At 57.3% G+C, this 24534-nt stretch carries 14 protein-coding genes; 6 read left to right on the plus strand and 8 right to left on the minus strand.

Annotation, left to right across the window (positions count from 1 at the left end):
* Positions 1–366 precede the first annotated feature (366 nt).
* Positions 367–3339, plus strand: coding sequence for a family 10 glycosylhydrolase (locus JT718_RS02405; protein ID WP_205500091.1), 2973 nt, complete (start codon positions 367–369; stop codon positions 3337–3339).
* A gap of 183 nt (positions 3340–3522) precedes the next feature.
* On the opposite strand, the gene JT718_RS02410 is transcribed toward JT718_RS02405, so the two are convergent.
* The 7 genes from JT718_RS02410 to JT718_RS02440 all read right to left on the minus strand — a co-directional run bounded on the left by JT718_RS02410 (position 3523) and on the right by JT718_RS02440 (position 14180).
* Positions 3523–4035 carry a DinB family protein gene (locus tag JT718_RS02410; protein ID WP_205500092.1) on the minus strand — a complete coding sequence of 171 codons (513 nt, stop codon included), beginning with the start codon at positions 4033–4035 and terminating at the stop codon, positions 3523–3525.
* Positions 4036–4532: 497 nt separating this feature from the next.
* Entirely contained in the window at positions 4533–5222 is a 690-nt protein-coding gene (locus JT718_RS02415) for a helix-turn-helix transcriptional regulator (RefSeq protein WP_205500093.1), read from the minus strand.
* A 77-nt stretch (positions 5223–5299) separates the two neighbouring features.
* Entirely contained in the window at positions 5300–5737 is a 438-nt protein-coding gene (locus JT718_RS02420; protein ID WP_205500094.1) for a DUF1801 domain-containing protein, read from the minus strand.
* Positions 5738–5890: 153 nt separating this feature from the next.
* On the minus strand, positions 5891–7339 hold the full coding sequence (locus tag JT718_RS02425) for a sugar MFS transporter (protein ID WP_205500095.1): 1449 nt from the start codon (positions 7337–7339) through the stop codon (positions 5891–5893).
* 225 nt (positions 7340–7564) lie between these two features.
* The gene (locus tag JT718_RS02430) at positions 7565–7966 is read right to left on the minus strand and encodes a helix-turn-helix domain-containing protein (protein ID WP_205500096.1); all 402 of its coding nucleotides are present in this window, start codon (positions 7964–7966) and stop codon (positions 7565–7567) included.
* Positions 7963–9759: a glycoside hydrolase family 9 protein gene (locus JT718_RS02435; protein WP_205500097.1), complete on the minus strand. Its 1797-nt coding sequence runs from the start codon at positions 9757–9759 to the stop codon at positions 7963–7965. Before JT718_RS02435 ends, JT718_RS02430 begins: the two co-directional genes overlap by 4 nt.
* A gap of 248 nt (positions 9760–10007) precedes the next feature.
* On the minus strand, positions 10008–14180 hold the full coding sequence (locus JT718_RS02440) for a hybrid sensor histidine kinase/response regulator transcription factor (protein ID WP_205500098.1): 4173 nt from the start codon (positions 14178–14180) through the stop codon (positions 10008–10010).
* 444 nt (positions 14181–14624) lie between these two features.
* Here JT718_RS02440 and JT718_RS02445 point away from each other — a divergent pair, with 444 nt between their 5' ends.
* On the plus strand, positions 14625–16955 hold the full coding sequence (locus JT718_RS02445) for a glycoside hydrolase family 3 N-terminal domain-containing protein (RefSeq protein WP_240336879.1): 2331 nt from the start codon (positions 14625–14627) through the stop codon (positions 16953–16955).
* A 199-nt stretch (positions 16956–17154) separates the two neighbouring features.
* Here the strand turns inward: JT718_RS02445 and JT718_RS02450 are convergent, their stop codons facing one another.
* Positions 17155–18027: an AraC family transcriptional regulator gene (locus tag JT718_RS02450; protein WP_205500099.1), complete on the minus strand. Its 873-nt coding sequence runs from the start codon at positions 18025–18027 to the stop codon at positions 17155–17157.
* Positions 18028–18591: 564 nt separating this feature from the next.
* Here JT718_RS02450 and JT718_RS02455 point away from each other — a divergent pair.
* The 4 genes from JT718_RS02455 (at position 18592) to JT718_RS02470 (ending at position 24191) form a co-directional block, all read left to right on the plus strand.
* A complete protein-coding gene (locus JT718_RS02455; protein ID WP_205500100.1) occupies positions 18592–19752 on the plus strand; it encodes a glycoside hydrolase family 26 protein in 1161 nt (386 codons plus the stop codon).
* Between the two features lie 46 nt (positions 19753–19798).
* Positions 19799–21673, plus strand: a complete 1875-nt coding sequence (locus JT718_RS02460; RefSeq protein WP_205500101.1) for a sodium:solute symporter family protein — start codon at positions 19799–19801, stop codon at positions 21671–21673.
* A gap of 62 nt (positions 21674–21735) precedes the next feature.
* A complete protein-coding gene (locus JT718_RS02465; RefSeq protein ID WP_205500102.1) occupies positions 21736–22956 on the plus strand; it encodes a glycoside hydrolase family 130 protein in 1221 nt (406 codons plus the stop codon).
* Positions 22956–24191 carry an AGE family epimerase/isomerase gene (locus JT718_RS02470; protein ID WP_205500103.1) on the plus strand — a complete coding sequence of 412 codons (1236 nt, stop codon included), beginning with the start codon at positions 22956–22958 and terminating at the stop codon, positions 24189–24191. The genes JT718_RS02465 and JT718_RS02470 overlap by 1 nt, the downstream gene beginning before the upstream one ends.
* The last annotated feature ends 343 nt before the right edge of the window (positions 24192–24534 follow it).

The following is a 24534-nucleotide window of genomic DNA, read 5'->3' on the forward strand; positions in this document are numbered from 1 at the left end:
GCCCTGAAATGGCCCCGTAGAACCTTCTCGCATTCTATAAGCGGGGTTCACTCTATGAGGTGCTCCTGAGAATCGTCTTCTGATCTTGTGTGCACCTGGCGGATGGCGGTCCTTGCCACGTTTGGTCCAAAGCTCTGCCTGCCCGGGTGTTTTCAACCACTTTTTCCTGAAACAGGCTTAAAACAGGTATCCTCTGCTTTTCTACACCTGTCGTGGTAGGCACCTTAGTACCCGTTAACCTTTCGACTTTCCATTGGACTAGGTAATCAGTTAACTTTATATTTTTACAAAAGCTTGCGATAGTTCATCAAAATATTTAATATTCAAACAGTTAAAGCTTTCTTGTTCACCTCTAACGTACCCCCTATGAGAAAAAACTTACGTAGCTTACTTCTCCTTCTTTGCATTCCCTTTGCCCTCCTGGCCCAGGCTCCCAAGCGGGAGTTCAGGGGTGCCTGGATTGCCACGTACGCCAGCATAGACTGGCCCAACCGCAACCAGACTCCGGCCCAGCAGCAGGCTGCCCTGATCTCCATCCTCAACCACCACCAGGCCACCGGCATCAACGCCATCTTCCTGCAGGTAAGGAGCCAGAGCGATGCCCTGTACCAAAGTGCACTTGAGCCTATTTCCTCTGACCTGACCGGCGTACAGGGCCGCAACCCGGGCTGGGACCCGCTGCAGTTCGCCCTGGAGGAGTGCCGCAAGCGGGGCATGGAGCTGCACGCCTGGATCAATCCGTACCGGGCCATCGCCAACGTAAACCAGCTTCCCACCTTTGCCCAAAACCACGTGGCCCGGCAGCATCCTGAGTGGCTGATTGCCTCGGGCAACCTGCGCACGCTGGACCCCGGCTTACCGCAGGTCCGCAACCACATCATGACCGTGATTGCCGACATTGTGCAGCGTTATGACGTAGACGGCATCCACTTTGACGACTACTTCTACCCCAACGCGGTCTTCAACGATGACGCCACTTTCAACGCCCACTCGCGCGGCTTCACTGACCGGGCCGACTGGCGCCGCGACAACGTGAACCTGCTGATCAAGCGCGTGAACGACACCATCAACCACCTCAAGCCCTGGGTGAAGTTTGGGGTCTCGCCATCGGGCATTTACCGCAACAGCACTAATCCGGCCTTGGGTACCAATACCAGCGGCCTGCAGCACTACGTGTCGCTGTACGCCGACTCGCGCAAGTGGCTGCAGGAAGGCTGGGTAGATTACCTGGCTCCCCAGGTGTACTGGTTCATTGGCCAGGGCGGCGCCAATTACAGCGTGATTGTGCCCTGGTGGAACAACAACGCCTACGGACGCCATATCTACATCGGCTTGGCTGGTTACAAAGTGAATGACCCGGCCATGGGCACCAGTTGGGCCAATCCTTCGCAGATTCCCAACCAGGTGCGGCTGAACCGCTCGCTGCCCAACGTGCTGGGGCAGGCCATTTACAACACCAACAGCTTGCGCAGCACTACCAAACTGGGGTTCAGAGACTCGCTGCGCACCAACTTCTACGCCAAGCCCGCCCTGCAGCCCAGCATGCCCTGGCGCGACAACACCCCGCCGGCCGCCCCGGCAGGCTTAGTGGCCACCAAAGAGGAGGCCGGTACGGTGTCCCTCACCTGGAGCAAAGCCCCCGAGACCGCCTCTGAGCTGGACAAAGTGACCCGCTATGTGGTGTACCGCTCAGAAAGCCCGGTGATAGACATCACCAACACCGACCACCTGCTCGCCATTACCACCACCGCCACCAACTCTTTCACCGACCAGGTTCCTGATCCGGCAAAAACCTACTTCTACACCGTTACGGCCGTAGACCGGCTGCACAATGAAAGCGCCCCGTCTAACGTAACCGACTACACCGCGCCGATGCTGGCCTGCGTTGGCAACCAAACCCTGGCCCTTACAGCATCCTGCCAGGCCCAGGTGCCGGATTACCGCAGCCTGGTCACGGTGACCGATGATGTTTCCAGCGGCGAGGCCCTCACCATCACCCAGAGTCCGGCCGCGGGCACGGTGGTTACCGGAACCGGTGAATTCACCCTTACCATCACCGCTACCGATGCCTCCGGCAAAAGCGCTTCCTGCTCGTTCCTGGTGCAGAAGCAGGACGTAACCGCCCCGGCCTTCCTGCTGGCGGTTGCCCAGAATGTCTCGCTGCAAACCAGCTGCGAGGTGGTGGTGCCTGACTTTATCACCGGCCTAACCGGCACCGATGCCTGCGGACCGGTAACCTTCACGCAGTCGCCCGAGGCTGGTGCTATCCTGGCCTCCGGACACGGCCAGAAACACGTGGTCACCGTTACCGCCAAAGATGAGGCCGGCAATACCACCGAGAGAACCGTTACCCTCAACGCCCTGGACACAACCGCCCCGGTATTGGCGGTGAAGAACATTACCCGTACCCTGCGCGGCGGAACGGTAACCGTGGCGGCGTCTGACCTGAACGATGGCTCGTATGACAACTGCGCCCTTGACCTGGCGAGCTTTGCCCTCTCGCAGAGCACCTTCACCTGCGCTGACCTGGGCGAGAACACCGTTACCTTCACCGCCCTGGACGCGGCCGGCAACGAAGCCTCGGTGACGGCTACTGTGACCATTCTGGGCGCCATTCCGGCCCCGGCCATTGGGGTAAGCAGGGCAGACCAGACCTACACCGGTTTGCCTGAGAACACCATCGCGTTAGGCTACGGGGCCCAAAGCCTGATCCTTACGCCTACCAACAGCACCTCGGCGCCAGGAAACACCACCTTTACCTGGGCCCCGGCCCCCGGCTTGCAGGCCTCTGAAAACGGCACCGCGGTGTTCACGCCAACAGCGGCCGGCACCTACACCTTCACCGTTTCGGCTGTCAATGAGTTTGGCTGCGTGGAAACGGCGCAGGTAACGGTAGCGGTGATAGACGTGCGCTGCGGCAACAAAGGCGACAAGGTGCTGGTTTGCCATGCCACCGGCAGTTCCAGCAACCCTGCTACCCAGGTATGCGTGGCTCCGGCTGCAGTGGCTGCCCAGCTGGCCAACGGAGGTTCGCTGGGTACCTGCGCCCCAGGTCTTGCCAGCGCCAGTGCAGCGGTTGCGCCGGTGCTTACGGCCTTCCCTAACCCGTTTGCGGACCAGCTTACCGTGGCTTTCACCCTGCCGACTCCTGAGCAGAAAGTAAGCTTGGAACTGTATGACCTGTACGGCCAGAAAGTAGCCCAGGTGTACGAAGGCCCCGCCGAGGCCAGCCAGACCTACAGCTTCAGCCTGGAGACCGCTACCCTAGGCGGCAAGTTCTTCTACGTGCGCCTGGTAACGCCCACCCAGACCCACACCTTCAAGATCAGCCGCCAGTAACCCGGGTTGAACCATAAACAGGAAAGCGCCTGCTGAGCTTCAGCAGGCGCTTTTTTTGTCTGGGTATGGAAAAGGACCGGTCCTGTTTTAGCCCTATTTCCCGCAAAAAAGCCCTGAAACAAGGCCTTTATGTTCTAGAAAAAGCACATGAAGCACAAGCCCGGCGCCTCCGGCTATCCAAGGCTAGGCTTCGTCGGCGCTGGGGCCGTAGCTGCCGGGAATGGGGATGTTGAGCAACCGCAGGAACACGCCCAGTTGCGCCCGGTGGTGAATGATCTGGCTCAGGGTCATGCGCAACACGTCGTACTTAGAGCTGGTCACGTATATGGTGTCGCCGTTCCGCAGCGTCCACATTTCGTCCAGTTGGTCATCAGCGCCTTCGGCGAAGTGCTTTCTGGCGTCTTCCAGCATCCGTTCAAAGTAGTCCAGGACTTCCTGGGTGGTGTTCAGCACTTCGGGTTGGTACGGGTTCACCGCAAAATCAAGTTCACTGGTGGTCAGGGTCATGCCCACCCAAGACGGCAGCTCAGCGATGTGCGTGGCCAGCTGGCGCATGGTCATGCTTCTCTCATGGGGTTGCCAATCAAACTTATCCGTAGGGATGCGGGACAGCATTTTGCGGGTGGTCACGGCTTCCTGCTCCAGTTCTTTGGCGAGTAAATCCAGGATGATGGTGGTGGTTTGAATCTCTGACATAGCGTTAGTGGTTAAGTGATGCTACAAAGGAATCACCCCCCACTGACAGCCCTATGGCAGTCTACTTTTAAAAATCAGAAAAAATTTTCAGCCCTTGACCTTAGGGGCGAAAAGTCGCTCAACCACTCTGCTTTTCGGGTGTTTTGAGGAAAACAGGCCAGAAACATATCGCTTCTTCCTCGGTCTGTCCCCTGACTGACCGAAATGGCGAATTGGAGACCAGCCCCCCTCGGGTTGGCCTGTCAGGGGACAGGCCAAGGGAACGGACCTGAGTTCACCTGCCAGTTGCAGGAAAACCGGCGTTTAGCTTGTTGGTGATAACACCAACAAGGGCGATGTAACACTTACGCTCACGCAGGTAAAGCGAATTGCGAGCAAGTGATAACACCAACGAGGGCGATGAGGGCTTCGGCCCTGATTGCTGAAAAGGGTGCCTGGAGCTTTAGCCCTAGTTTCTGAAAAAAGCCCTTAAAACAGTTTTATAGGGCAGGTTTTCATTAATACGCCACTGGCAACTGCTTCATGTACTCGCTTACGGGCATGTGGTCGGGCTTGAGGAAGGGGAGCTCGGTGTTTTTGAGGGTGAGGATGCGGGAGACCCTGAAGTCGCGGTAGTCTTGCCGGTGGTGGCACCACCCGATGAGGTGCCAGCTGAACGCGTAGAAAATCAGCCCAATGGGTTCTACCCGCCGCTTGCTCACTTCCGCCTTGTTGTTTTTGTACCCAATTTCCAGGATGCACTTGTTGGAAATAGCCTGCTGAATAACCGCCAGGTACTCATAGTCATTGTTGAGGCAGGCGGGCAACTGCAGTTTGATGTGGTGGTGCAGGAAATCCAGTTGTTCTTTCTGGGTGGTGCGCAGCACGGCTTTCACCTTGTTCAGCGCCGAGGCGTAGTGCGTGTGGATGGACTTATCGGTGAACCCGAACACCATGGCCTCCATCAGGAGCAGCGCGTTGGCTTCCTCAGAGGTGAACGAGACCGGCGGCAGGAAATAGCCCTGCACCACAAAATAGCCCTTGTGCGGCTCAAAGCCCACCGGTACGCCCTGTTCGCCCAGCGCCTTGATATCGCGGTACACGGTGCGCACGCTAATGGCAAATGCCTCGGCAATCTTCTCTGCGGTCACGTACTTTTTAGACTGCAGCAGGGTCAGAATCCCGAAAAGCCTGTCTACCCGGTTCATAGGCGCATCTGTTAAAGAGAATAAAGGTTGTTTCTGGGCAGTTTCAAAGAATATAGGCCCAAAACCAAAGGTACCGCTTAGGCTTTACGGCGCAGCCGGGCTCTCTCCCTTTTTTGGGCAAACAACCGGTCATCCACTTCGCCCGCCTCATAAAGCAGCGCTTTGATGTGATCAAACTCCAGGTCTTCCATGCGAAAGAAGGTTTTGGTGAACACCTGCTTGCGCTGACCTTTCTCCAGGTAATTGGCCCCGTCCTGCAGCAGGTTTCCGTTGCAAAAGCCCAACTGCACCCCTTTGGGCGGCACGTTCCCCCAGGGAATGGAGGCGGGCCAGATAAAGCAGATCCGCGTGTGCCCCGCGTAGAAAGGCACGTTGTAGGAGAGCTTCTCGGTGCACTGGGGCAAACATTCCAGCACCATCTGGCGCAATTGCGCCACCAGGGTTCGTTCCTGCCGCGGCAAAAACGCCAGTAGCTCCTCTATGAGGTCAAATTTCTGAATCTGTTCTGGTTCCATGCCCACCGCCCTCGCTGGTAAAACGGTCCATTAAGGTCCGGATGAAGATAGCCAAAGCAAATGAATTCCTGCCCAGGCGGGCCGGCAAAAAAATAACGCCTCTCCAAGGCTACCCTTGGAAAGGCGTTTCAAGGAGGTTTTCCGGAATCTGGCCTAAAAAGAATCCTTCCGCAGCGGTCTGGCCGCCCTTACCCGGTACCCCGCAAAACCGTAGTACATGATGTAGACGTAGCACAGCAGGGGCACCAGGAACGACAGCTGCACGTTGCCGGTCACATCGGCCAGCAGGCCCTGCAGCGGCGGCACCACGGCCCCGCCCACAATGGCCATGACCAGGAGCGACGACCCCTGGCTGGTATGCACGCCCAGGCCCTTGATGGCCAGGTCAAAGATGGTGGGGAACATGATGGAGTTGAACAGCCCAACGGCAATCACGGCCCACATGGCCACGCTTCCCTGCCCAAACGTGCCCACCAGCAGCAGCCCAATCACGGCTGCGGCGTAGAGGCCCACCGTTCGGTTGGGGATAAACCGGCCCAGCAGCAGCACCCCGAAGTTCACGGCTATCAACCCCAGGATAATGAGGGCCTGGTCCAGGTCATACAGGGCGTACACCACCCCGAAGGTCACCGCCGCAATCACCGCCATCACCCCCAATTTGAGCGAGCTTTTCTGCAGCTGTGCCAGCGCCACCGCCCCAAAGAACCGCCCGATCATGGCCCCACCCCAGTAAAACGACAGATAGTGCTTGGCCTCCGACTCGCCCAAGCCGGCAATCTGCGGAAGTTTGAGGTAGTTGATAATCATGCTGCCCACGGCCACCTCGCCGCCCACGTACATGAAAATACAGACAATGCCCAGCACCAGATGCCGGTGCTGCAAGGCCCCCGACCCCGCCCCGGCCGTAAGCGAATCTGCTCCGGTGAGGCGCGGCAAACGGGCCAGTTTAATGATGGCGGCAATGGCCAGCAAGGTAACGGCCAGGCCGATGTAGGGCATCTTCACCGAGTCGGCGTTGGCGAAGTCATGGCTTACCTGGTCAAAGATCAGGTAACCGCCCACGATGGGCGCAATGGTAGTCCCGAAGGAATTGAGCGCCTGCGTGAGGTTCATGCGGCTGGAGGAAGACTCGGGCGGACCCAGGATGGCCACGTACGGATTGGCCGTGATCTGCAGCACCGTAATGCCCGAGGCCAGCACAAACAGCGCCCCCAGGAACAGGCCGTAACTGTGCAGATTGGCGGCGGGCAAAAACAGCAGGCACCCAAGGGCCGTCACCACCAGCCCCACCATGATGCCGTTCTTATAACCAATCCTGAGGATAGGATCGCCTTTGGTGACCGACACGACGAAATAGAGAAAAGAGACAATGAAGTACGCCCCAAAAAAGGCCGTCTGGATGAGCATTGCCTGCCAGTTCTGCAGGGTAAAGACCTGCTGCAGCTTGGGAATCAGGATGTCGTTGAGGCAGGTGATAAAGCCCCACATGAAAAACAGCATGGTTACCACCAGCAGCGGCCCCACGTAGCTGTTTGCGGAAGCGGCCATCTGCCCCGCGGGGACCGGAGCCGTTTCAATGCTGTTTTTAGAAATTCCTGCCATAATCAAGATGTGGTTGGTAAACGAAAAAGCAGCCCCTTCTTACCCGCGCGAAAACCGCAAAAGCCACCGTACCGGCAAGGGAAAAGGGAATTGCCCTTTCAGGGATAAACTCAAACGCGCCACCTTGTTGTAGGGCCCTTTTCAAGAAAACAGCCTTAAAACACCGGTTTCTCCAGCCTTTCGCCTGAACCAGAACTTGGTGGGCACCTTCGGCAAAGCCGGAGCCTAGTTCTTGCCTACTGCGCCCAGGCCATACCGTTGCCGGAACTCCTGGGGCGTGCACGCGTGGATGCGCCGGAAAATGCGGTTAAAGTAAGACGGCTGGTTGAACCCGCAGGCACTGGCTATCTCGGCAATGGGCCGCGTGGTATGCACCAGCAGACGGGCAGCGTGCCCCAACCGGATGGCGTGCAGGTTCTCCACGAAGGTTTTGCCGGTGCGCTGTTTCAGAAAACGGCAGAAAGACACTTCGGGCATGTCTACCAACTCAGCCACCTGCGCCAGCCGTACGTCTTCCTGGTAATACGCCTGCAGGTACTGGAGCACCTTTTCTACCCGCTGGTGCGGCTGCTGGTACGCACGCCGGGTCAGGAGTTCTGTTTGCATAAGGGCTTCTGTGAGCATCATTTTTTCAGGTTTGCGGCAAAACCGGCCTTTTGTTGCAGGGCCTCCAGGGCGCCGGCCAGGTACACCAGCGGGGCATTCCAGTTAATGGCAATCTCGTTGGAGGCGTAGGAGCAGTCCACGTCCAGGTACATTTCATCCGGTGAGGTGGCGGTGTAGCCCTCGCACTTGTCCTGTTTGTTGGCCTGCCCGTTGGTGCCCCCGGAAAGCAGCCCCGGCACCGGCTCCTTAACGCCATCGGCCATGGAAGGGCGGTGGTGCGGGTTCAGGGTGGCTTTGTCGCCGTAACCGGTCACGAAGGAATAGCCCACCGCATTGCGGCCCAGCAGGTAATCCAGGTTGGAGAGGGCGGCCTGCAGGTATTTCTTGTCATTGGTAAGCTGGTAGGCCTGGATCAGGGCTATGCCCTGGTTGGCGGCCACGGAACTGCTGCCCCAGATATAGTCCTGCGCCACCCGGCCCATCACGGTCTTATAGGCGCCCTGGCTGGCGCCAGCTACCATCCCATCGGCCATCTGCAGCAACCGTTTCCTGATCTCGGGCAGATCTTGCAGGGCAACGGCCCCGGCCTTGTCTTTGTGCCGCAGCAGCGTGTAATACCCCAGCAACCGCACCTGAGGCCACGAGGGCAGCGGCATTTTAGGGTCGGGCAGCATGGTCACGGCCTTGTAGTAGCTGTCTTGCTTGGTGGTGGTGTACAGTTCGGCCGCGGCCCAGATAAACTCATCGGTGAAATCACAGTCGCCGTAGGCCCCGGTGCTCACGTCTGGGTCAAAGCTCTTGTTGAGAGCGTCCTGCTCATAGGCTACCTTGGGGTTTTTCCGGGCCCAGTCCCAGGCCCGCACCGCGGCGGTGAGGCAAGAATCGGCCAGGCCCGGAAACTCTTTGGAGAAGCCTCTGTACACCCGGCTGGCCTGGGCCATGACGGCGGCAAAGTCCAGCGCGGCGGCCGTTCCTTTCTGCACCACGTAGCGGGGACCGGTGGCCTGGTGGGGCATGATGATGCCGTCAAAGGCCGGATTGGTCAGTTTGTGGTACACGCCGCCGTCATGCGGGTCCTGCATGGTCAGCATCCACCGCAGGTTCCAGAGCGACTCATCCAACAGGTCTGGGACGGTATTGTTGCTTTCAGGAATGTTCAGGTTCTGGGCCCGGAAGAACCCGGGAAAATCTTCGTACGCCGAGAGCAGCGTGCCCATGGTGATGCCGCTGTTCACAATGTACTTGTTGTAGTCACCGGCATCATACCAGCCTTTGGAAGACGAGATCACGGTACCCGCCGGGCGCTGGGCGGTAGCCGCCGACGGATGCACCAGCACTTTATCGTCTGGGTGCCCGGCGGGCCGGTGCCACTTGCCCGCGTACTGCTCGGGTAAGTCGGTGGCCGTGCGCTGAAAATAGAAGCCTTTGACAGAAGCCGCCGCCAACTCTTTGTGCACGTCTGGCTTGATCTCGAACGCGTAGGACTGCCCCACCCCGGGAATTTCCAGCACGTAGGTGCCGGGCGTGTTGAAACTGCTGAAATCGGCTACGCGGGTGGGCCGCTTAGACAGTTCGGCCGGCTTGCTCTCAGACAGCTGCCCGGTGTGCACCGTTTTGGCTTGGTCGGCGGTTTTCAGCAGAAACTTACCGCCTTGGTGCTCGCCCACTACCACCGCTATTTTGGCGGCGTTTGGGTAAAAACCCAGCTGATTCAGCCGGATGGCTTCTTGTCCCCGGACCGGCGATTGGGCCTGGGCACAGGAAAAGGTCAGGCAAAGGAACGCGCCCGTGAGCGTTTTGCAGAAAGTACGCATGGAGAAGAACTGCTTCAGGGTTATGGAACAACATAGGGGCGTTGGCCACGGCGGCAACCAGAACGGCCTGTAAAACCCCAGACCACTGCCACCCGCCGCGGGCGTTTGCATTGCCCCCTTCGTACCTGCTAAATTAACAGGTACCCGCGGCTCAGCAGGATACCAAATGTTTCCAATGTATTCCCCTGATGTTAACCCAGGCACCAGGCCCGCACCCCTACCCCACTGCGCGAGGCCCAGCCACCTGCTTACACCGGCGCTTCTTTTTCCCGCAGGCGCTCGGCGTACTGCGAGGGCAGGATGTTGTATTCCTCCTTGAAGTACTTGGTGAAGTACTTGCGGTTGTTGAACCCTACCTTATAGGCAACCTCGGCCACGGTGAGCTGGCTCTTTTCCAGGTACTGGGCGGCGTGCTGCAGCCTGATCTTCCGGATAAACTCCACCGGCGACTGCCCCGTGATGGCCACCATCTTCTTGTACAGGTGTACCCTGCTCACGCCCAACTCGCGGCTCATTTCCTCCACCGAAAGGTCGGGGTTGGACAGGTTGTCTTCCACCAGTTGGATGGCCTTCCGGATGAGTTTGTCGTCTAAGGACACAATCTCGTTTTCGCTGGCCTGCACGCTTATCTTCTTCTCAAATACTTTCTGCAGGAGTTCGCGCTGCGCGATCAGGTTCCGGATGCGGGTGAGCAGCAAGTCAAAGTTGAAGGGTTTGGTGAGGTAATCATTGGCCCCCACGTTGAGCCCCTTCAGCTTTTTCTCATCAGAGGCGTGGGCCGTGAGCAGCACAAACGGAATCTGCGAGGTCCGGGCATCGGCCTTGATCTTCTTGCAGAACTCCATCCCGTCTACTTCCGGCATCATGAGGTCGCTCACAATCAGGTCGGGCAGGTGGGCCAGGGCCTTCTGCCAGCCCTCTTTGCCGTCCCGCGCCTCCAGGATGTTAAAATGCGGGCTTAGGCTGTCTTTCAGGTAAAACCTGAAATCTTCGTTGTCTTCGGTGATCAGCACCACGGGTTTGCCCTGGGCGAAGGCAGCAGCGGCAGCTTTGGGGGCGGCAACCGGCTCCTCACTGGTCTGCTCTTCCAACTCCGCCTCTCTCTCTGCCGGGGCTGGCTGGGGGCTAAGTTCTTTCACGGGCAGCGTGACCGTGAAGCAACTGCCCGCGCCGGGCGCACTGTCTACCGTAATCATGCCGCCGTGCAGGTTGACAAACTCCTGCACCAGCGCCAGCCCAATGCCGCTGCCCTGGTTTATCAGGTGGCTGGGCACCTGGTCCCGGAAAAACCGCTCAAAGATCTTCTGGTGGTGCTCGCGGGCAATGCCAATGCCGGTGTCTTTTACTTTTATCTCCAGAATCTTAATGCCCTCAGAAGAAGAGTCGTTGGGGTGGCAGTTGAGTTCTACCGCTATGCGGCCCTGCTCAGGCGTGAACTTAAACGCGTTGGAAAGCAGGTTGAACAGGATCTTCTCCAGCTTGTCTTTGTCAAAGGAGATGACCAACTCCTGCACGCTGGCGGTAAACGAGAGCGGGATGTTCTTCTTGTCTGACAAGTCCACGAAGGAATTCACGGTGTCCTGCACAAACGCCACCACGTTGCCCTCTGCCGGAGTCAGCCGCACATCGTTCACGTCCATCTTCTTAAAGTCAAGCAGCTGGTTGACCATGTTCAGCAGGCGCCGGGCGTTCTTATTGATCATCTGCAGTTGCTGCTGCAGCTCAGGGTCTGGCTGGGTTTTCAGGAGCTTTTCAAGGGGGGCCAGAATAAGGGTTAAGGGCGTGCGGAACTCATGGCTCACGTTTGTAAAGAACTTGATCTTCATCAGGTCCAGGTCATGCAACTGGCGCGCCTCGCGCCGCTCCTGCTCCAGCCTGAATTTGGCGGCGGTCTTGCGCAACTCCACCCTGCGCACCACCACCAGGGCCACAATGGCCGCCACGGCGTACAGCACAAAGGCCAGCGGCGTCTGCCAGAACGGAGCCAGCACCGTGATCTTCAGGCTGGCGCCAGTCTGGGTCCACACGCCGTCATTGTTGGAGGCCAGCACCTGAAACGTGTACTCGCCGGGGTCCAGGTTGGTGTAGGTGACTTTGCGGTTGCTGGCGTCTGCGGTGCGCCATTCCTTGTCAAAGCCCTCCAGCTTGTAGCGGTACCGGTTTTTCTCCGGATGAATGAAGTTGAGCGCCGCAAACCCAATGGAGAACACGTTCTCATCGTGCTCTAGGGTCAGGTGCTCTGTTTCAGAGATAGACTTCGTCAGGATGATTCTCTCCTGAAAAGGCTTGTTGGCCTCCAGGCTCTGGTTGAACAGCTGAAAATCTGTGAACACCACGCGCGGGGCCCGGCTGTTCTTCTCAATGGCGCCGGGCCGGAACAGGTTGAACCCGTTGGCCCCGCCAAAGATGAGCTCGCCCTGGCGCGTGCGCAGCGCCGCGTTCTCGTTGAAGGCTTTCCCCTGCAGGCCGTCCAGCTCATCATAGTTCCGGAAATCAAAGCGGTAGCCGCCGCCCTGCTCCTGCCGGATGATCAGGTGCGAGATGCCGTTGCGGGTACTGATCCAGAGGTTGCCGCGTTGGTCTTCCAGAATGGTGGTGATGGTGTTGTTGGGCAGCCCGTTCCTGGTGGTGAAGTGGGTAAAGGTGTTCTCCTTCTCGTTGTACAGGTCCAGCCCCTCGGTGGTGCCTATCCATAGGTTGTTGCGCCGGTCCCGGTGCAGGAAGGTAATGCTGTTGCTGATCAGGCTTTGGGGGTTTTTGGGGTCATGGAAGAAATAGGTGCTCTTGCCGGTTTCCTTGTGGAACACGTCCAAACCGTAGCCGCCGCCCACCCAGAGGTTACCCAGGCGGTCCTCGGCCAGGGAGGTGATGTAGTTGCAGTGAATGGGGAACCGGCCCTTGCCCACACTGGAGTGGATGAAGCCGGTCTGCTGCGGGTTCAGCAGTTCCAGCCCGCCGCGCAGGGTACCCGCCCAGATGTTCCCGCCGGCATCCTGGTACAGTTCCCAGATGCTGTTGTCGGCCAGGCTCTCGGGGTTGCCCGGCTCGTTTTTATAGTGCGTGAACGTTTTGCCGTCAAACTTGTCCAGGCCGCCCAGGTAGGTGCCTATCCACAGGTTTTGCTGCCGGTCGAGGAGCAGGCTCACCACCACGTCGCTGGCGATGCTGTTGGCATTGGCGGGATTGTGGGTGTATTTGGTGTAAAGGCCGGTCTTTCGGTCTAAGTAGAGCAGGCCGCCGCCGTTGGTGCCAATCCAGAGGTTGCCTTTCGCGTCTTCGGCGAAGGCGTTGACATCGTCAAAGGGCAGGCTGCCCGCCACCGAGGCCCGGTGCTTGTCATGCGAAAACCGGACGCTGTTTTTGTGGTAGTAGTTGATGCCCTTCTTGAAGGTTCCTACCCAGATAATGCCCTCGGGGTCTTTGTACAGCGCGTAGATGCTGTTGTGCGCCAGACTGCGGTCCACCTCAGGGTCATGCCGGATGTACTGCACCGTGGCCTTGTGTTTGTTGAGGAGGTTGATGCCGCCGTGGTCTGTGCCAATCCAGATCTGGCCGGGCTCGCCCTCCACCATGCCCCGCACCAGGTTGTTGTTGAGCCGGATGGGGGAAGAGCCCTTGTGGAAGTGCTGTAGCGTTTTGGAGCCGTTTTGGTAAAAATAGACGCCGCCCTCTTTCTCGCGCACATAGAGCCACAGGTCATTGGCCGAGTCCACCATGAGGGCGTAGTCCAGGGCCTCCCGGCTGTACTTCCGGTAAATCTCGTCGTTGCGCTCGGTGACCTTTAGGGTGGCAGGGTCCAGCTTTTCCAGGATGCCACTCTTGTGGATGATCCAGATTCCGCCCCGGCTGTCCTGGCCAAGGGCCGAAATGTTGTTGGTGCTAAGGCTGTTCTTGTCTGAAAAGGCGTGCTTCAGCTGTACCGCGCGGTTGGTATTGGGGTTGTACCGGGCCAGGCCCTGCCCGCTGATCACGAACCAGAAATTACCGGCCTTGTCTTTCAGGAGGTCTTCCACCCTGCCGTTGGGCAGTTTGTACTGTTTCAGCAGCGCCCCTGGGTTGCGGTAGAACCGTTCGGTGACAGGGTCAAACACGCACACGCCCTGCGAGGTCTGCACCCAGATCTTCCGGTCTGGCCCCTCCAGCAGCTTGGTCACGTCGTTGCTCAGCAGGGAGGTGGTGTCATGCGACTGGTACTTGAAGACTTTGTGCTGGTAGCCGTCGTACCGGTTGAGGCCGCCCGCAATGGTGCCCACCCACAGGTAGCCCCGGCTGTCTTTGAGGAAACACTGCACCTGGTTGCTGGAAAGCCCCTGGTTGATGTCAAGGAGGGAAAACCGGTACCGCTCCGGCACCTGGGCCCGGGCCGCCGTGAAAGCACCCAGGAAAACCAGCACTGCTACTATCTTACTAACAAAACCCATACGTGACATACTTGGCACCATACACAACTCAAGAAACCGCACCCCGTTCCCGGCCCCTTACCCCCAGGTTAACATTCCTTACCCTCTGCCCAACGGCCACCCTGGGGCACGAGCGGCAGCGGTTTTGGGGCTTATTTGGGGAAAACAGGCTAAAATCAGGGAAGCTGGCCGCCGCACAACCGGGCAGTCTTTGTAAAAATAATAAAATACCCGTTCCAAATCAGCTATTCTTCAAACCAATCTTGAAATATTGAGGCTCTTCTGCCAAGCTGTTAAACTTAGATTCCTCAAAGATATTTTGTATCATAAGCGGTAAGCGGTATGGAATGTTTCCTTTTGGTGTCTCATTTGTTAAGTGGCCCCGCAAGGCCCGTTCTACTTGAAAAAGATGCTTTATACTTGCAAAGACATTGAATTCTGTGCACCAGTAAACGTATCTCTTTCATGCCATTCCCAACCAACAAAGTGTCCAGGAGGTATCTGACTCCTTTGGCGCTGGCCCTGGCGCTGGGGCTACCCGCCTGCAGCGGCACTAAGCCAGCCCCCGCCTCACAGCCTAGCACTACCGCCGCTCCTACCACCCCGGCCACGCCGGCCGCCGCGCGCGACCAGCAGATTGAGGACTTGATCTCCCGCATGTCCATAGAGGAGAAGGTGGGCCAGATGACCCAGCTCACCATTGACCTTATCCTGAAGGACAGCGAAGCCGCCGTGGTAGATACCGCCAAGCTGCGCCGGGTACTGGTGCAGTACAACATAGGCTCCATCCTGAACGTGAAGGGCCGCGCTTACACGCTGCAGGAGTGGCACACCATCCTGAACGCCATTCACGCCACCAGTGCCACCACCCGCCTGCGCATTCCGGTGATCTACGGCATTGACGCCATCCACGGGGCCAATTACCTGGCCGGCACTACCCTGTACCCGCACAACATTAGCATGGGGGCCACCCGCAACCCAGACCTGGTGCACCAGATTGCCCGCCACACCGCCGCCGAGACCCGCGCCTCGGGCATTCCGTGGAACTTTGACCCGGTGCTGGACGTAGGCCGACAGCCGCTGTGGCCCCGCTTTGAGGAGACCTTCGGCGAAGACGTGCACGTGGTGAAGACCCTGGGCGTGGCCGCCATCAAGGGCTACGAGCAGAACGGCCTGGGGCCCGATTTTACGGTAGCCTCCTGCATGAAGCATTACCTGGGCTACTCCTACCCTTCTACCGGCAAAGACCGCACGCCGTCTTACATTCCGGAGCAGATGCTGCGCGAGATTTTCCTGCCGCCGTTCAAGGCCGCCGTGGAAGCCGGCGCCTCCACGGTCATGATCAACTCCGGCGAGATCAATGGGGTGCCCGTGCACGGCAGCAAATACTACCTCACCGACATCCTGCGCAACGAGCTGGGCTTTGAGGGCGTGGCCGTGTCTGACTGGGAAGACGTGATCAGGCTGCACACCCGCCACAAGGTGGCCGCTACCCCCAAAGAGGCCGTGCGCATGGCCGTGGAGGCGGGTTTGGACATGAGCATGGTGCCCTATGAGTTCTCTTTCTATGACCACCTGGTGGCCCTGGTGAAGGAAGGCACCATTTCTGAGGAGCGCCTCAACCTTTCGGTGCGCCGCATCTTAACCCTCAAGAAAAAGCTGGGCTTGTTTGAGCAGCCTGGCCCGAAAGCTTCGCTGGCCGGTAACATTCACAAGCCCGAGTACGACCAGACCTCGCTGCAGGCGGCGCTGGAGAGCATGACCCTCCTGAAGAACAACAACCAGACCTTGCCGCTTAGAAAAACCACCAAGGTGCTGGTGGCAGGCCCCACCGCCAACAACCTGGGTGCCCTGCACGGCAGCTGGTCTTACGTGTGGCAGGGCAACGACGAGAGCCAGTACCCCGCCAAAGCCAAGACCGTGGTGCAGGGCCTGATTGCTGAAATTGGCAAAGGCAATGTTATTTCAAGGTCCGTGGCTGACTTTGGTGCCGCCGCCAACTACAACGTGGCCCAACTGAAGCGAGACGCCGCCCAGGCCCAGGCCATTGTGCTGTGTTTAGGCGAGAAGGCCTACGCCGAGAGCCCCGGTGTGATTGACGACCTGGAACTGGAAGAGAACCAACTGGCCCTGGTGCGGGCCGCCAAGGAAACCGGCAAGCCCGTGATCCTGGTGCTGCTGGAAGGCAGACCGCGCCTCCTGTCGTCCGTGGAGCCCCTGGCCGATGCCATTCTGCTGGCCTACCGTCCGGCCACGTTTGGTGCCGCGGCCATTGCCGATGTGCTGTTCGGTGACTACAACCCAGACGGCGTGCTGCCCTTCACCTATCCGCGCTTCTCCGGCGACGTGCTCACCTATGACCACAAAGGCACCGAAATCATCCGGGAAGACGTGCCCAACGTGGCCGGCAACCGGGGCTTCAACCCACAGTGGCCGTTCGGGCACGGGTTGAGCTACACCACGTTCGCGCTCTCAGACCTGCGCGTGAGCAAGACCACCTTCACCAACACCGACCATCTGCAGGTTACGGTGCGCGTGAAGAACACCGGCAGCCGGGCGGGCAAAAAAACCGTGGAACTCTACAGCCACGACCAGTTCGCCAGCATTACGCCCAGCGCCAGACGCCTGCGGGCCTTCACCAAGGTAGCGCTGCAACCCGGCGAGGAGAAAGAAGTGAGCTTCACCCTCTCGGCCAAAGACCTGGCCTTTGTGAACGAGGCCGGCAAATGGGTCACCGAGCCCGGTGCCTTTGACCTGATGGTGGGCGACCTGAAGACTACCGTTACCTTGCAATAAACTAACCTCCTGTTCTGGGGCTGATTCCTGGAAATCGGCCCCAAAACGGAATCCCTGAAAACGGCCGCGGGCCGATGCGATTTAGAAACGCATCGGCCCGCGGCCGTTTCGGTTGATGCTCGATTCTGTTTTTCCGTTTTACGCCTGTTTTCTGGAAAACACCGCTGAAACAAAGCACAACTAGGCGCTTTTCGGGAGCTTAAATGAAGACCCGGGAACCAGAGTAATTCTGCCGGAATTCCTTGGGCGTGCAGCCGTTCTTGCGCCGGAAAATGCGGTTGAAGTACGATAGGTTGTTGAACCCGCATTTAAAGGAAATCTCCGAGATGGTCTCGGTGGTGTCAATGAGCAGGCGCGAGGCGTGACCCAGCCGGATCTCGTTCAGGCTCTCGATGAACGTTTTGCCGGTCCGTTTCTTAATAAACCGGCTGAAGGAAACCTCGGGCATGTTCACCACTTTGGCCACATCGCCCAGAGATACTTCCTTGTCATAGTAGGCCTGCATGTACTCAAAGGCCTTTTCAATACGGCGGCTGTGGTAATTGAACTGGTCTGAGGTAAAGGTGCTGTTAGAAAGCGTGCGCATGTTGCGGGAGATGGACAGGTCATGCAAAATGGAGATGAGCTCCAGCACCGAGTCGAACCCGCTTTTTTGCGTCAATGCCTCAAGGCGGGGCTTAAACGCTTCCTTGGTCTCGCGCGAAAAGGAAATGCCTTTGCCGGCCCGCTCCAGCAGCACCCGCACAAAGCTCAGCTGGTTGCGGCGCAGGAACTTCTCGTCAAACAGGTCCCGGTGAAACTGAATGGTGATCTCCATGATTTCCTTGTCTTTGCACTGGTGCGTGAACCAACCGTGCGGCAGGTTGCTGCCCACCAGCACCAGTTCATAGTCGTCAATCACCTCTACATGGTCGCCCACCACCCGTTTGGCGCCGGCCGCGTTGTAAATAAAGTTCAGCTCAAAGTCCTCGTGGTAGTGGAGCGGGAAGTTGAACTCCTGCTTTACCCGCGAGAAGACGGTAAAGCAGTCGTTCTGGGTTAGGGGGGTAATCTCACGGTAGATGGCACTCATGCTTCTGAAATTGTACCTGAAGATACAGATATGCGCAGAAATAATCGTATACCTGCTAAAAAAAGACTAAGGTTTTTACCTCTAAAAGCCTAGGTAAGAACGCGCTCATAGGCAAACTCAGGGCATACAACTCAAAACAATTCAGGTTTCTCTCCAAGTCTTGGATTGCTACTTTACTACACTTTCCCTAAAAACAGCGCCTAAACAGCAGGTATTATTTAAACGCTGCCTCAACTTCACCTTCTCGTTTATCTTTATCATAATCTGGCTTTGATTGCACAAGTGATGCCCTAACCCGAGCGCACAGAGCCAAGCCTTAGAGTTTCAATCAAACAATTGATAAAATAATGCTAATACCGGGTAGAAAAACTATTTAGATTTGTACTAGATGCCTTGGCTTGTGGGAACAGCTTGTGAGGATAGCAGAAAACCAGGCGTTTTCTGCCTATTTTACCCAAAGGAGCACTAAACCGCGCCAGGCCAGGCAGGCAGCCGGAGTTACCTGATGCTAACCGAAAACTTCGCTGCGCTTACTATTGAGTTTGGCTCTTTACCTGTACACCCATGACCCGATTATTTGCGGCTTGCTTTTTACTGGTATTCACCTGTCTTCATGCGTTAGGGCAGGCACTTCCCATCAACAAGAAAGCCACGGCCGAAACCCGTAACCTGTACGCGAACCTGAAGAGGCTCTCGCAGAAAGGCATCATGTTCGGGCACCAGGATGCGCTGGCGTACGGCATGGGCTGGAAATACGAACCTGGCCGGTCTGATGTGAAGGAAGTGGTAGGCGAATACCCTGCCGTGGTGGGTTGGGACCTGGGCCATCTGGAGCTGAACAAACCCGTGAACCTGGACAGCGTTCCGTTTCAGAAAATGCGGGAGTTTGCCCAGGAAGTGTACGTTAACGGCGGTTTGAACACCTTCAGCTGGCATTTAAACAACCCGCTGGACCCTAGCAAAACCAGTTGGGACCCCATGGATTCTACCATCCAGCATTTGTTCAAAGACAAAAAAGCCCTGAAGCGCTACCAATCCTGGCTCGACGGTCTGGCTTCTTTCATGAAAAGCCTCAAAGGACCTAAAGGCGAGTTGATTCCGGTGGTCTTCCGGCCGTTGCACGAGCATACGGGCAGTTGGTTCTGGTGGGGTCGTAAACACTGTTCGCCGGAGGAATACAAGCAGATGTGGCGCTTTACCGTGGATTACCTGCGCAAAAAGAAAGCAAACAACCTGCTCTTCGCTTACTCCACCGACCGCTTCACCTCCCGCGAGGATTATCTGGAGCGCTACCCCGGCGATGACTACGTGGACATTGTGGGCTTTGACATCTACCACCGTCCGCCCGCCAACGCAGATGCAAGCCAACTGGCCCAATCCAACCAGACCTTTGTAAAAGAAGCCCGCCAGATGGTGGAAACGCTGCGCCAGATTGGTCAGGAGAAAAACAAAGTCTGGACCTTGAGCGAAACCGGCTTAGAGACTTTACCGGTCACTGATTGGTGGACCAACGTGCTGTATCCCATTGTGAAAGACGCCGGCTTGTCTTACGTGCTGGTGTGGCGCAACGGCCGCCCAGACCATTACTACGCGCCTTATCCGGGGCAGAAGAGCGCCGAGAATTTCAGGGAGTTCTACCAAAATCCCAAGGTGTTCTTCATTAAGAAAACGCAGCAAGAGAACCTGTACGCGCCGGTTTACCAGAACAAACAAGCCGCCCAATAGAACGCCCCTTACCTGACACTACGCTAACCCACAACAACTACACCTCATGAAGTTAACCGCGCTTGACATAGGCATCATCCTCCTCTACCTGGTATCGGTAGCGGCCATTGGATTGATTTTGCAGAAGAGAGCCAAGGCCAACAAAGAAGCGTATCTACTGGGTGGCAACACGCTGCCCTGGTACGCGCTGGGGCTATCCAACGCCTCCGGGATGTTCGATATTTCGGGCACCATGTGGATGGTGATGCTGGGCTTTGTGTATGGCCTCAAAAGCATCTGGATTCCGTGGCTTTGGCCATCCTTCAACCAGATCTTCCTGATGATGTTTTTGGCGGCCTGGCTGCGCCGTTCCAACGTGACCACCGGGGCCGAGTGGATGCTCACCCGTTTTGGACGGGGCAAGGATTCTAACAAGTCACACAGCATCGTGGTCGTTTTCGCCCTGCTCAGCTGCATGGGCTTCCTGGCGTACGGCTTCATTGGATTAGGCAAGTTCGTGGAGATTTTCGTGCCTTGGTCGGTGGTGCAGCCATACTTGCCCTTTGACCTACCGGCAGAATACGTGCCCCACTTTTACGGCATGGTTTTCACCTTCTTCGCGGTGTTCTACTCCATCCTGGGCGGCATGGCCAGTATTGTATGGGCCGATGTACTCCAATATCTAATCATGACCGCCGCTGCCGTAGCCATTGCGGTACTGGCCATGAACAACCTAGACGTTGCCCAACTAAACGTACCAGAAGGCTGGAGAACCCCCTTCTTTGGGGCTACCTTGGATGACCTGAACTGGACCGGAATCATTGACGAGGTGAATGCCAAAATTCAGGCCGATGGCTATTCCTTGTTTGGGATTTTCTTTATGCTGATGGTCTTCAAGGGAGTTTTAGCCAGCTTGGCTGGTCCTACCCCCAGCTATGACATGCAGAAAGTGCTTTCGGCTAAATCTCCGCAAGACGCCGCCAAAATGAGCGGATTTGTGTCGGTGGTTTTGATTCCTACCCGCTACCTGATGATCATCGGGTTTACTGTATTGGCCATTTTGAACTACAACCAACTCAACCTGGAATCGGCTAACGGTATTGACTTTGAGCGTATTCTGCCCGCCGCCATCCAGAACTTCGCCCCTAACGGTTTAATGGGCTTGATCCTGGCGGGTCTGTTGGCGGCGTTCATCGGGACCTTCGCGGGAACGCTCAACGCAGCCCAAGCGTACCTGGTAAATGACGTGTACCTGCGGTACGTGAACCCCAAAGCCAGCAACAAAACGGTGACCAGCATTAACTACGCCACGGGCATTGTAGTGGTGTTGGTGAGCATGGTGCTGGGCTTGTTTGCCAAAGACGTGAACAGCTTGCTGCAATGGATTGTGGCGGGGCTTTACGGCGGCTACATCTCGGCTAACGTGCTTAAATGGTATTGGTGGCGCTTTAACGGCAGCGGCTTCTTCTGGGGCATGCTGGCCGGTATCATTCCGGCACTGGTTTTCCCTTACTTCACCGAAGGCCTGGACCTCTACTACTTCCCGTACCTGCTCCTCATCTCTTTGGCCGGCAGCATCATTGGTACCTACCTGGCCCCGCCTACCGACATGGAAACCCTGAAAGGCTTCTACCGCAACGTGCGTCCGTGGGGTTTCTGGGGACCGGTGGCCGAGCAGGTGAAAGCCGAAGACCCCTCGTTTGTGGAAAACAAGAACTTCTGGCTGGACATGTTCAACGTGCTCATTGGCGTAGCCGGGCAGATGGCGCTCACGCTCCTTCCTATTTACCTGGTGCTGGGCATGCACACCGAGTTGATGGTAGTCTTAGGCATTATCCTGGTGGTAGGCGTGATCCTGAAGAAAACCTGGTGGGACAGGCTGGACCATGACGGCGACAGCGTGGCCTCTGCCCTTAAAAGAAAACTAGTTTCCCATACATAAGCCAACAGCGGCAAGGCACATTCCCTAACCGCTCTCCTCATTACCTTTTTAAATTCATCCTCATGGAAAATCTCTTCCAAAAAAGACAGCAAGCGCTGGAGAAGTTTCACTCCGAGCTGATCAGCAGAAAAAACGAGAAGCAGCCCTTGGGCAACGGCATCTACGACAAATATAAATTCCCGATCCTGACCAACCAGCACGCGCCCATCTTCTGGCGCTATGACCTGAACCCCGAGACCAACCCATATTTCATGGAGCGCATTGGGGTAAACGCCGTATTCAACGCGGGTGCCATCAAATTCAACGGCAAGTACCTGGTAGTGGCCCGGGTGGAGGGCAACGACCGCAAGTCGTTCTTCGCGGTGGCCGAGAGCCCCAACGGCGTGGACAACTTTCAATTTTGGGAGAAACCCATCACCATGCCCGAGACCGAGGACCCGGACATCAACGTGTACGACATACGCCTGGTCCAGCATGAGGACGGCTGGATCTACGGCCTGTTCTGCACTGAGCGCAAAGACCCGGAGGCCCCGGAAGGGGACCAATCCTCGGCGAACGCGCAGTGCGGCATCGCCCGTACCCGTGACCTCGTTTCCTGGGAAAGACTGCCTGACCTAAAGACCACCTCGCCGCAGCAGCGCAACGTGGTGCTGCACCCCGAGTTTATTAACGGCAAATACGCACTCTACACCCGTCCGCAGGACAGCTTCATTGAGGCAGGCAGCCGCGGCGGTATCGGCTGGGGCCTGACGGATTCCATGGAGAACGCCGTGGTGGACGAGGAAATCATCGTAGACCCCAAGACTTACCACACCGTGTACGAGGTGAAGAACGGCCAGGGTCCTGCCCCCATCAAAACCGAGAAAGGCTGGCTGCACCTGGCCCACGGTGTTAGAAATACCGCCGCCGGTCTGCGCTACGTGCTGTACCTGTTCCTCACCGACCTGCAGGACCCATCCAAGGTGATTGCCAAGCCCGGCGGGTTCTTCATCGCGCCGGAAGGCGAGGAACGAGTGGGCGACGTGTCCAACGTGGTATTTGCGAACGGCTGGATTCTGGACGAGGACGGCACCGTGTTCATCTATTACGCTTCCTCCGACACCCGCACCCACGTGGCCACTTCCACTGTGAACAAATTATTGGATTACGTGCTGAACACCCCGGCCGACGGTCTCCGCTCCGCCGCCTCTGTGCAGCAAATCAACAACTTGATTGACAAAAACCTGGCGTACCTGGAAAGCAAAAAGCAGGTAGAAGCGCCTGAACTAAACAACGCACGGTAATGGATTCCCTCACCGGTACAACCCTTGGCCAGACGCTTTCCACCTACCAGCAGGAGATGGAAAGCGAGCTGGAAAGGATATTGGGTTTCTGGATGGAGCACACCCTGGACCACCAACACGGCGGCTTCATCGGGCAGATCGACTACTCCGGGAACGTGGTCCAGGATGCCCCTAAAGGCAGCATTCTGAACGCCCGCATCCTGTGGACGTTTTCGGCGGCTTTTAAGCAAACCAAGCAGGAAACGTACCTGGAGATTGCCACTCGGGCCTTTGATTACCTGCGCACCTCTTTCCTGGACACCGCACACGGCGGTATTTACTGGATGGTGGATGCCCAGGGCCAGCCCCTGAACACCCGCAAACAGATCTATGCGCTGGCGTTCGCCATCTACGGCTTCAGCGAGTACTACCAGGCCACCCAAGATCCGGCGGCCCTGAAAGCCAGCCAGGAATTGTTCCAGTGGATTGAGAGATTCAGCTTTGACCCCGAGCACGGTGGCTATTTAGAGGCTTTCAGCCAGGAAGGTGAACTGCTGGAGGATTTGCGCCTGAGCGAGAAGGACCGCAACGATCCTAAGACCATGAATACGCACCTGCATATTCTGGAGGCCTACGCCAACCTGTACCGCATCTGGCCGGACCAGCTGCTGGCGGAAAAACTGAGAGGATTGATTGAGGTGTTCCTGCAACACATCGTGGACCAGAACACGGGCCACCTGAAGCTGTTCTTCGCCCGCGACTGGACCTCCACCGCCAACCTGATTTCCTACGGCCACGACATTGAGGCCTCCTGGCTTCTGCAAGAAGCCGCCGAGGCGCTGGGCGATGAAGCCTTGCTGAGTCAGGTAAAGGACACCGCCTTGAACATGGCCATCGCCACGGCAAAGGCGCTGTTGCCCGACGGGAGCCTGTACCACGAACTGAACCTAGACGAGAACCACTACGACACCCACCGCGAATGGTGGGTGAGCGCCGAGGCCATGGTAGGCTTCCTGAACGCCTACGAACTGACGCACGACGAAGCTTTCCTACACCATTCACTTGACGCCTGGAGGTTCGCCCAGACCTACTTCCTGGACCTGGAGCGGGGCGAATGGTTCTGGGGCGTGAATGATGACTATTCCTTGATGTCCAAGGAAGACAAGGTGGGCTTCTGGAAGTGCCCCTACCACAACGCCCGCGCCTGTCTGGAGGTCATGCACCGGTGCCAGAAAGAACTGAGCCGCTTCGACTAAGTTTACAGCTGGTTTCTGCCAAAGCCAGGCTAAAGCTAGCTTCTGTTTTAAGGCTGTTTTTGGGGAAAGAGCCTCAAAGACCTCGCCTTAATTCATTGCTGGTTTCGGCACGTTACTTTAAAAACAGCCTTAAAACAGCAACTGGGTTTACTTAGGAAAACTACATTTCTGTCATCCTGAAAGGGTCTTGTGGGTCAACCAGAAAGGCCTTGTAGGAAGCGCGATGACCGTTCGCTCACAAGATCCGTCCAAGATGACAAAGAAAACAAAGCCCCGGCCTTCTTGTCTTTGTACTTACCACAAAACACCAAATCACCATACCTCCCCTGACCTAACCCCTCAA

Origin of the sequence: Rufibacter psychrotolerans (assembly GCF_016924645.1) — a bacterium.
Lineage (GTDB): Bacteria > Bacteroidota > Bacteroidia > Cytophagales > Hymenobacteraceae > Nibribacter > Nibribacter psychrotolerans.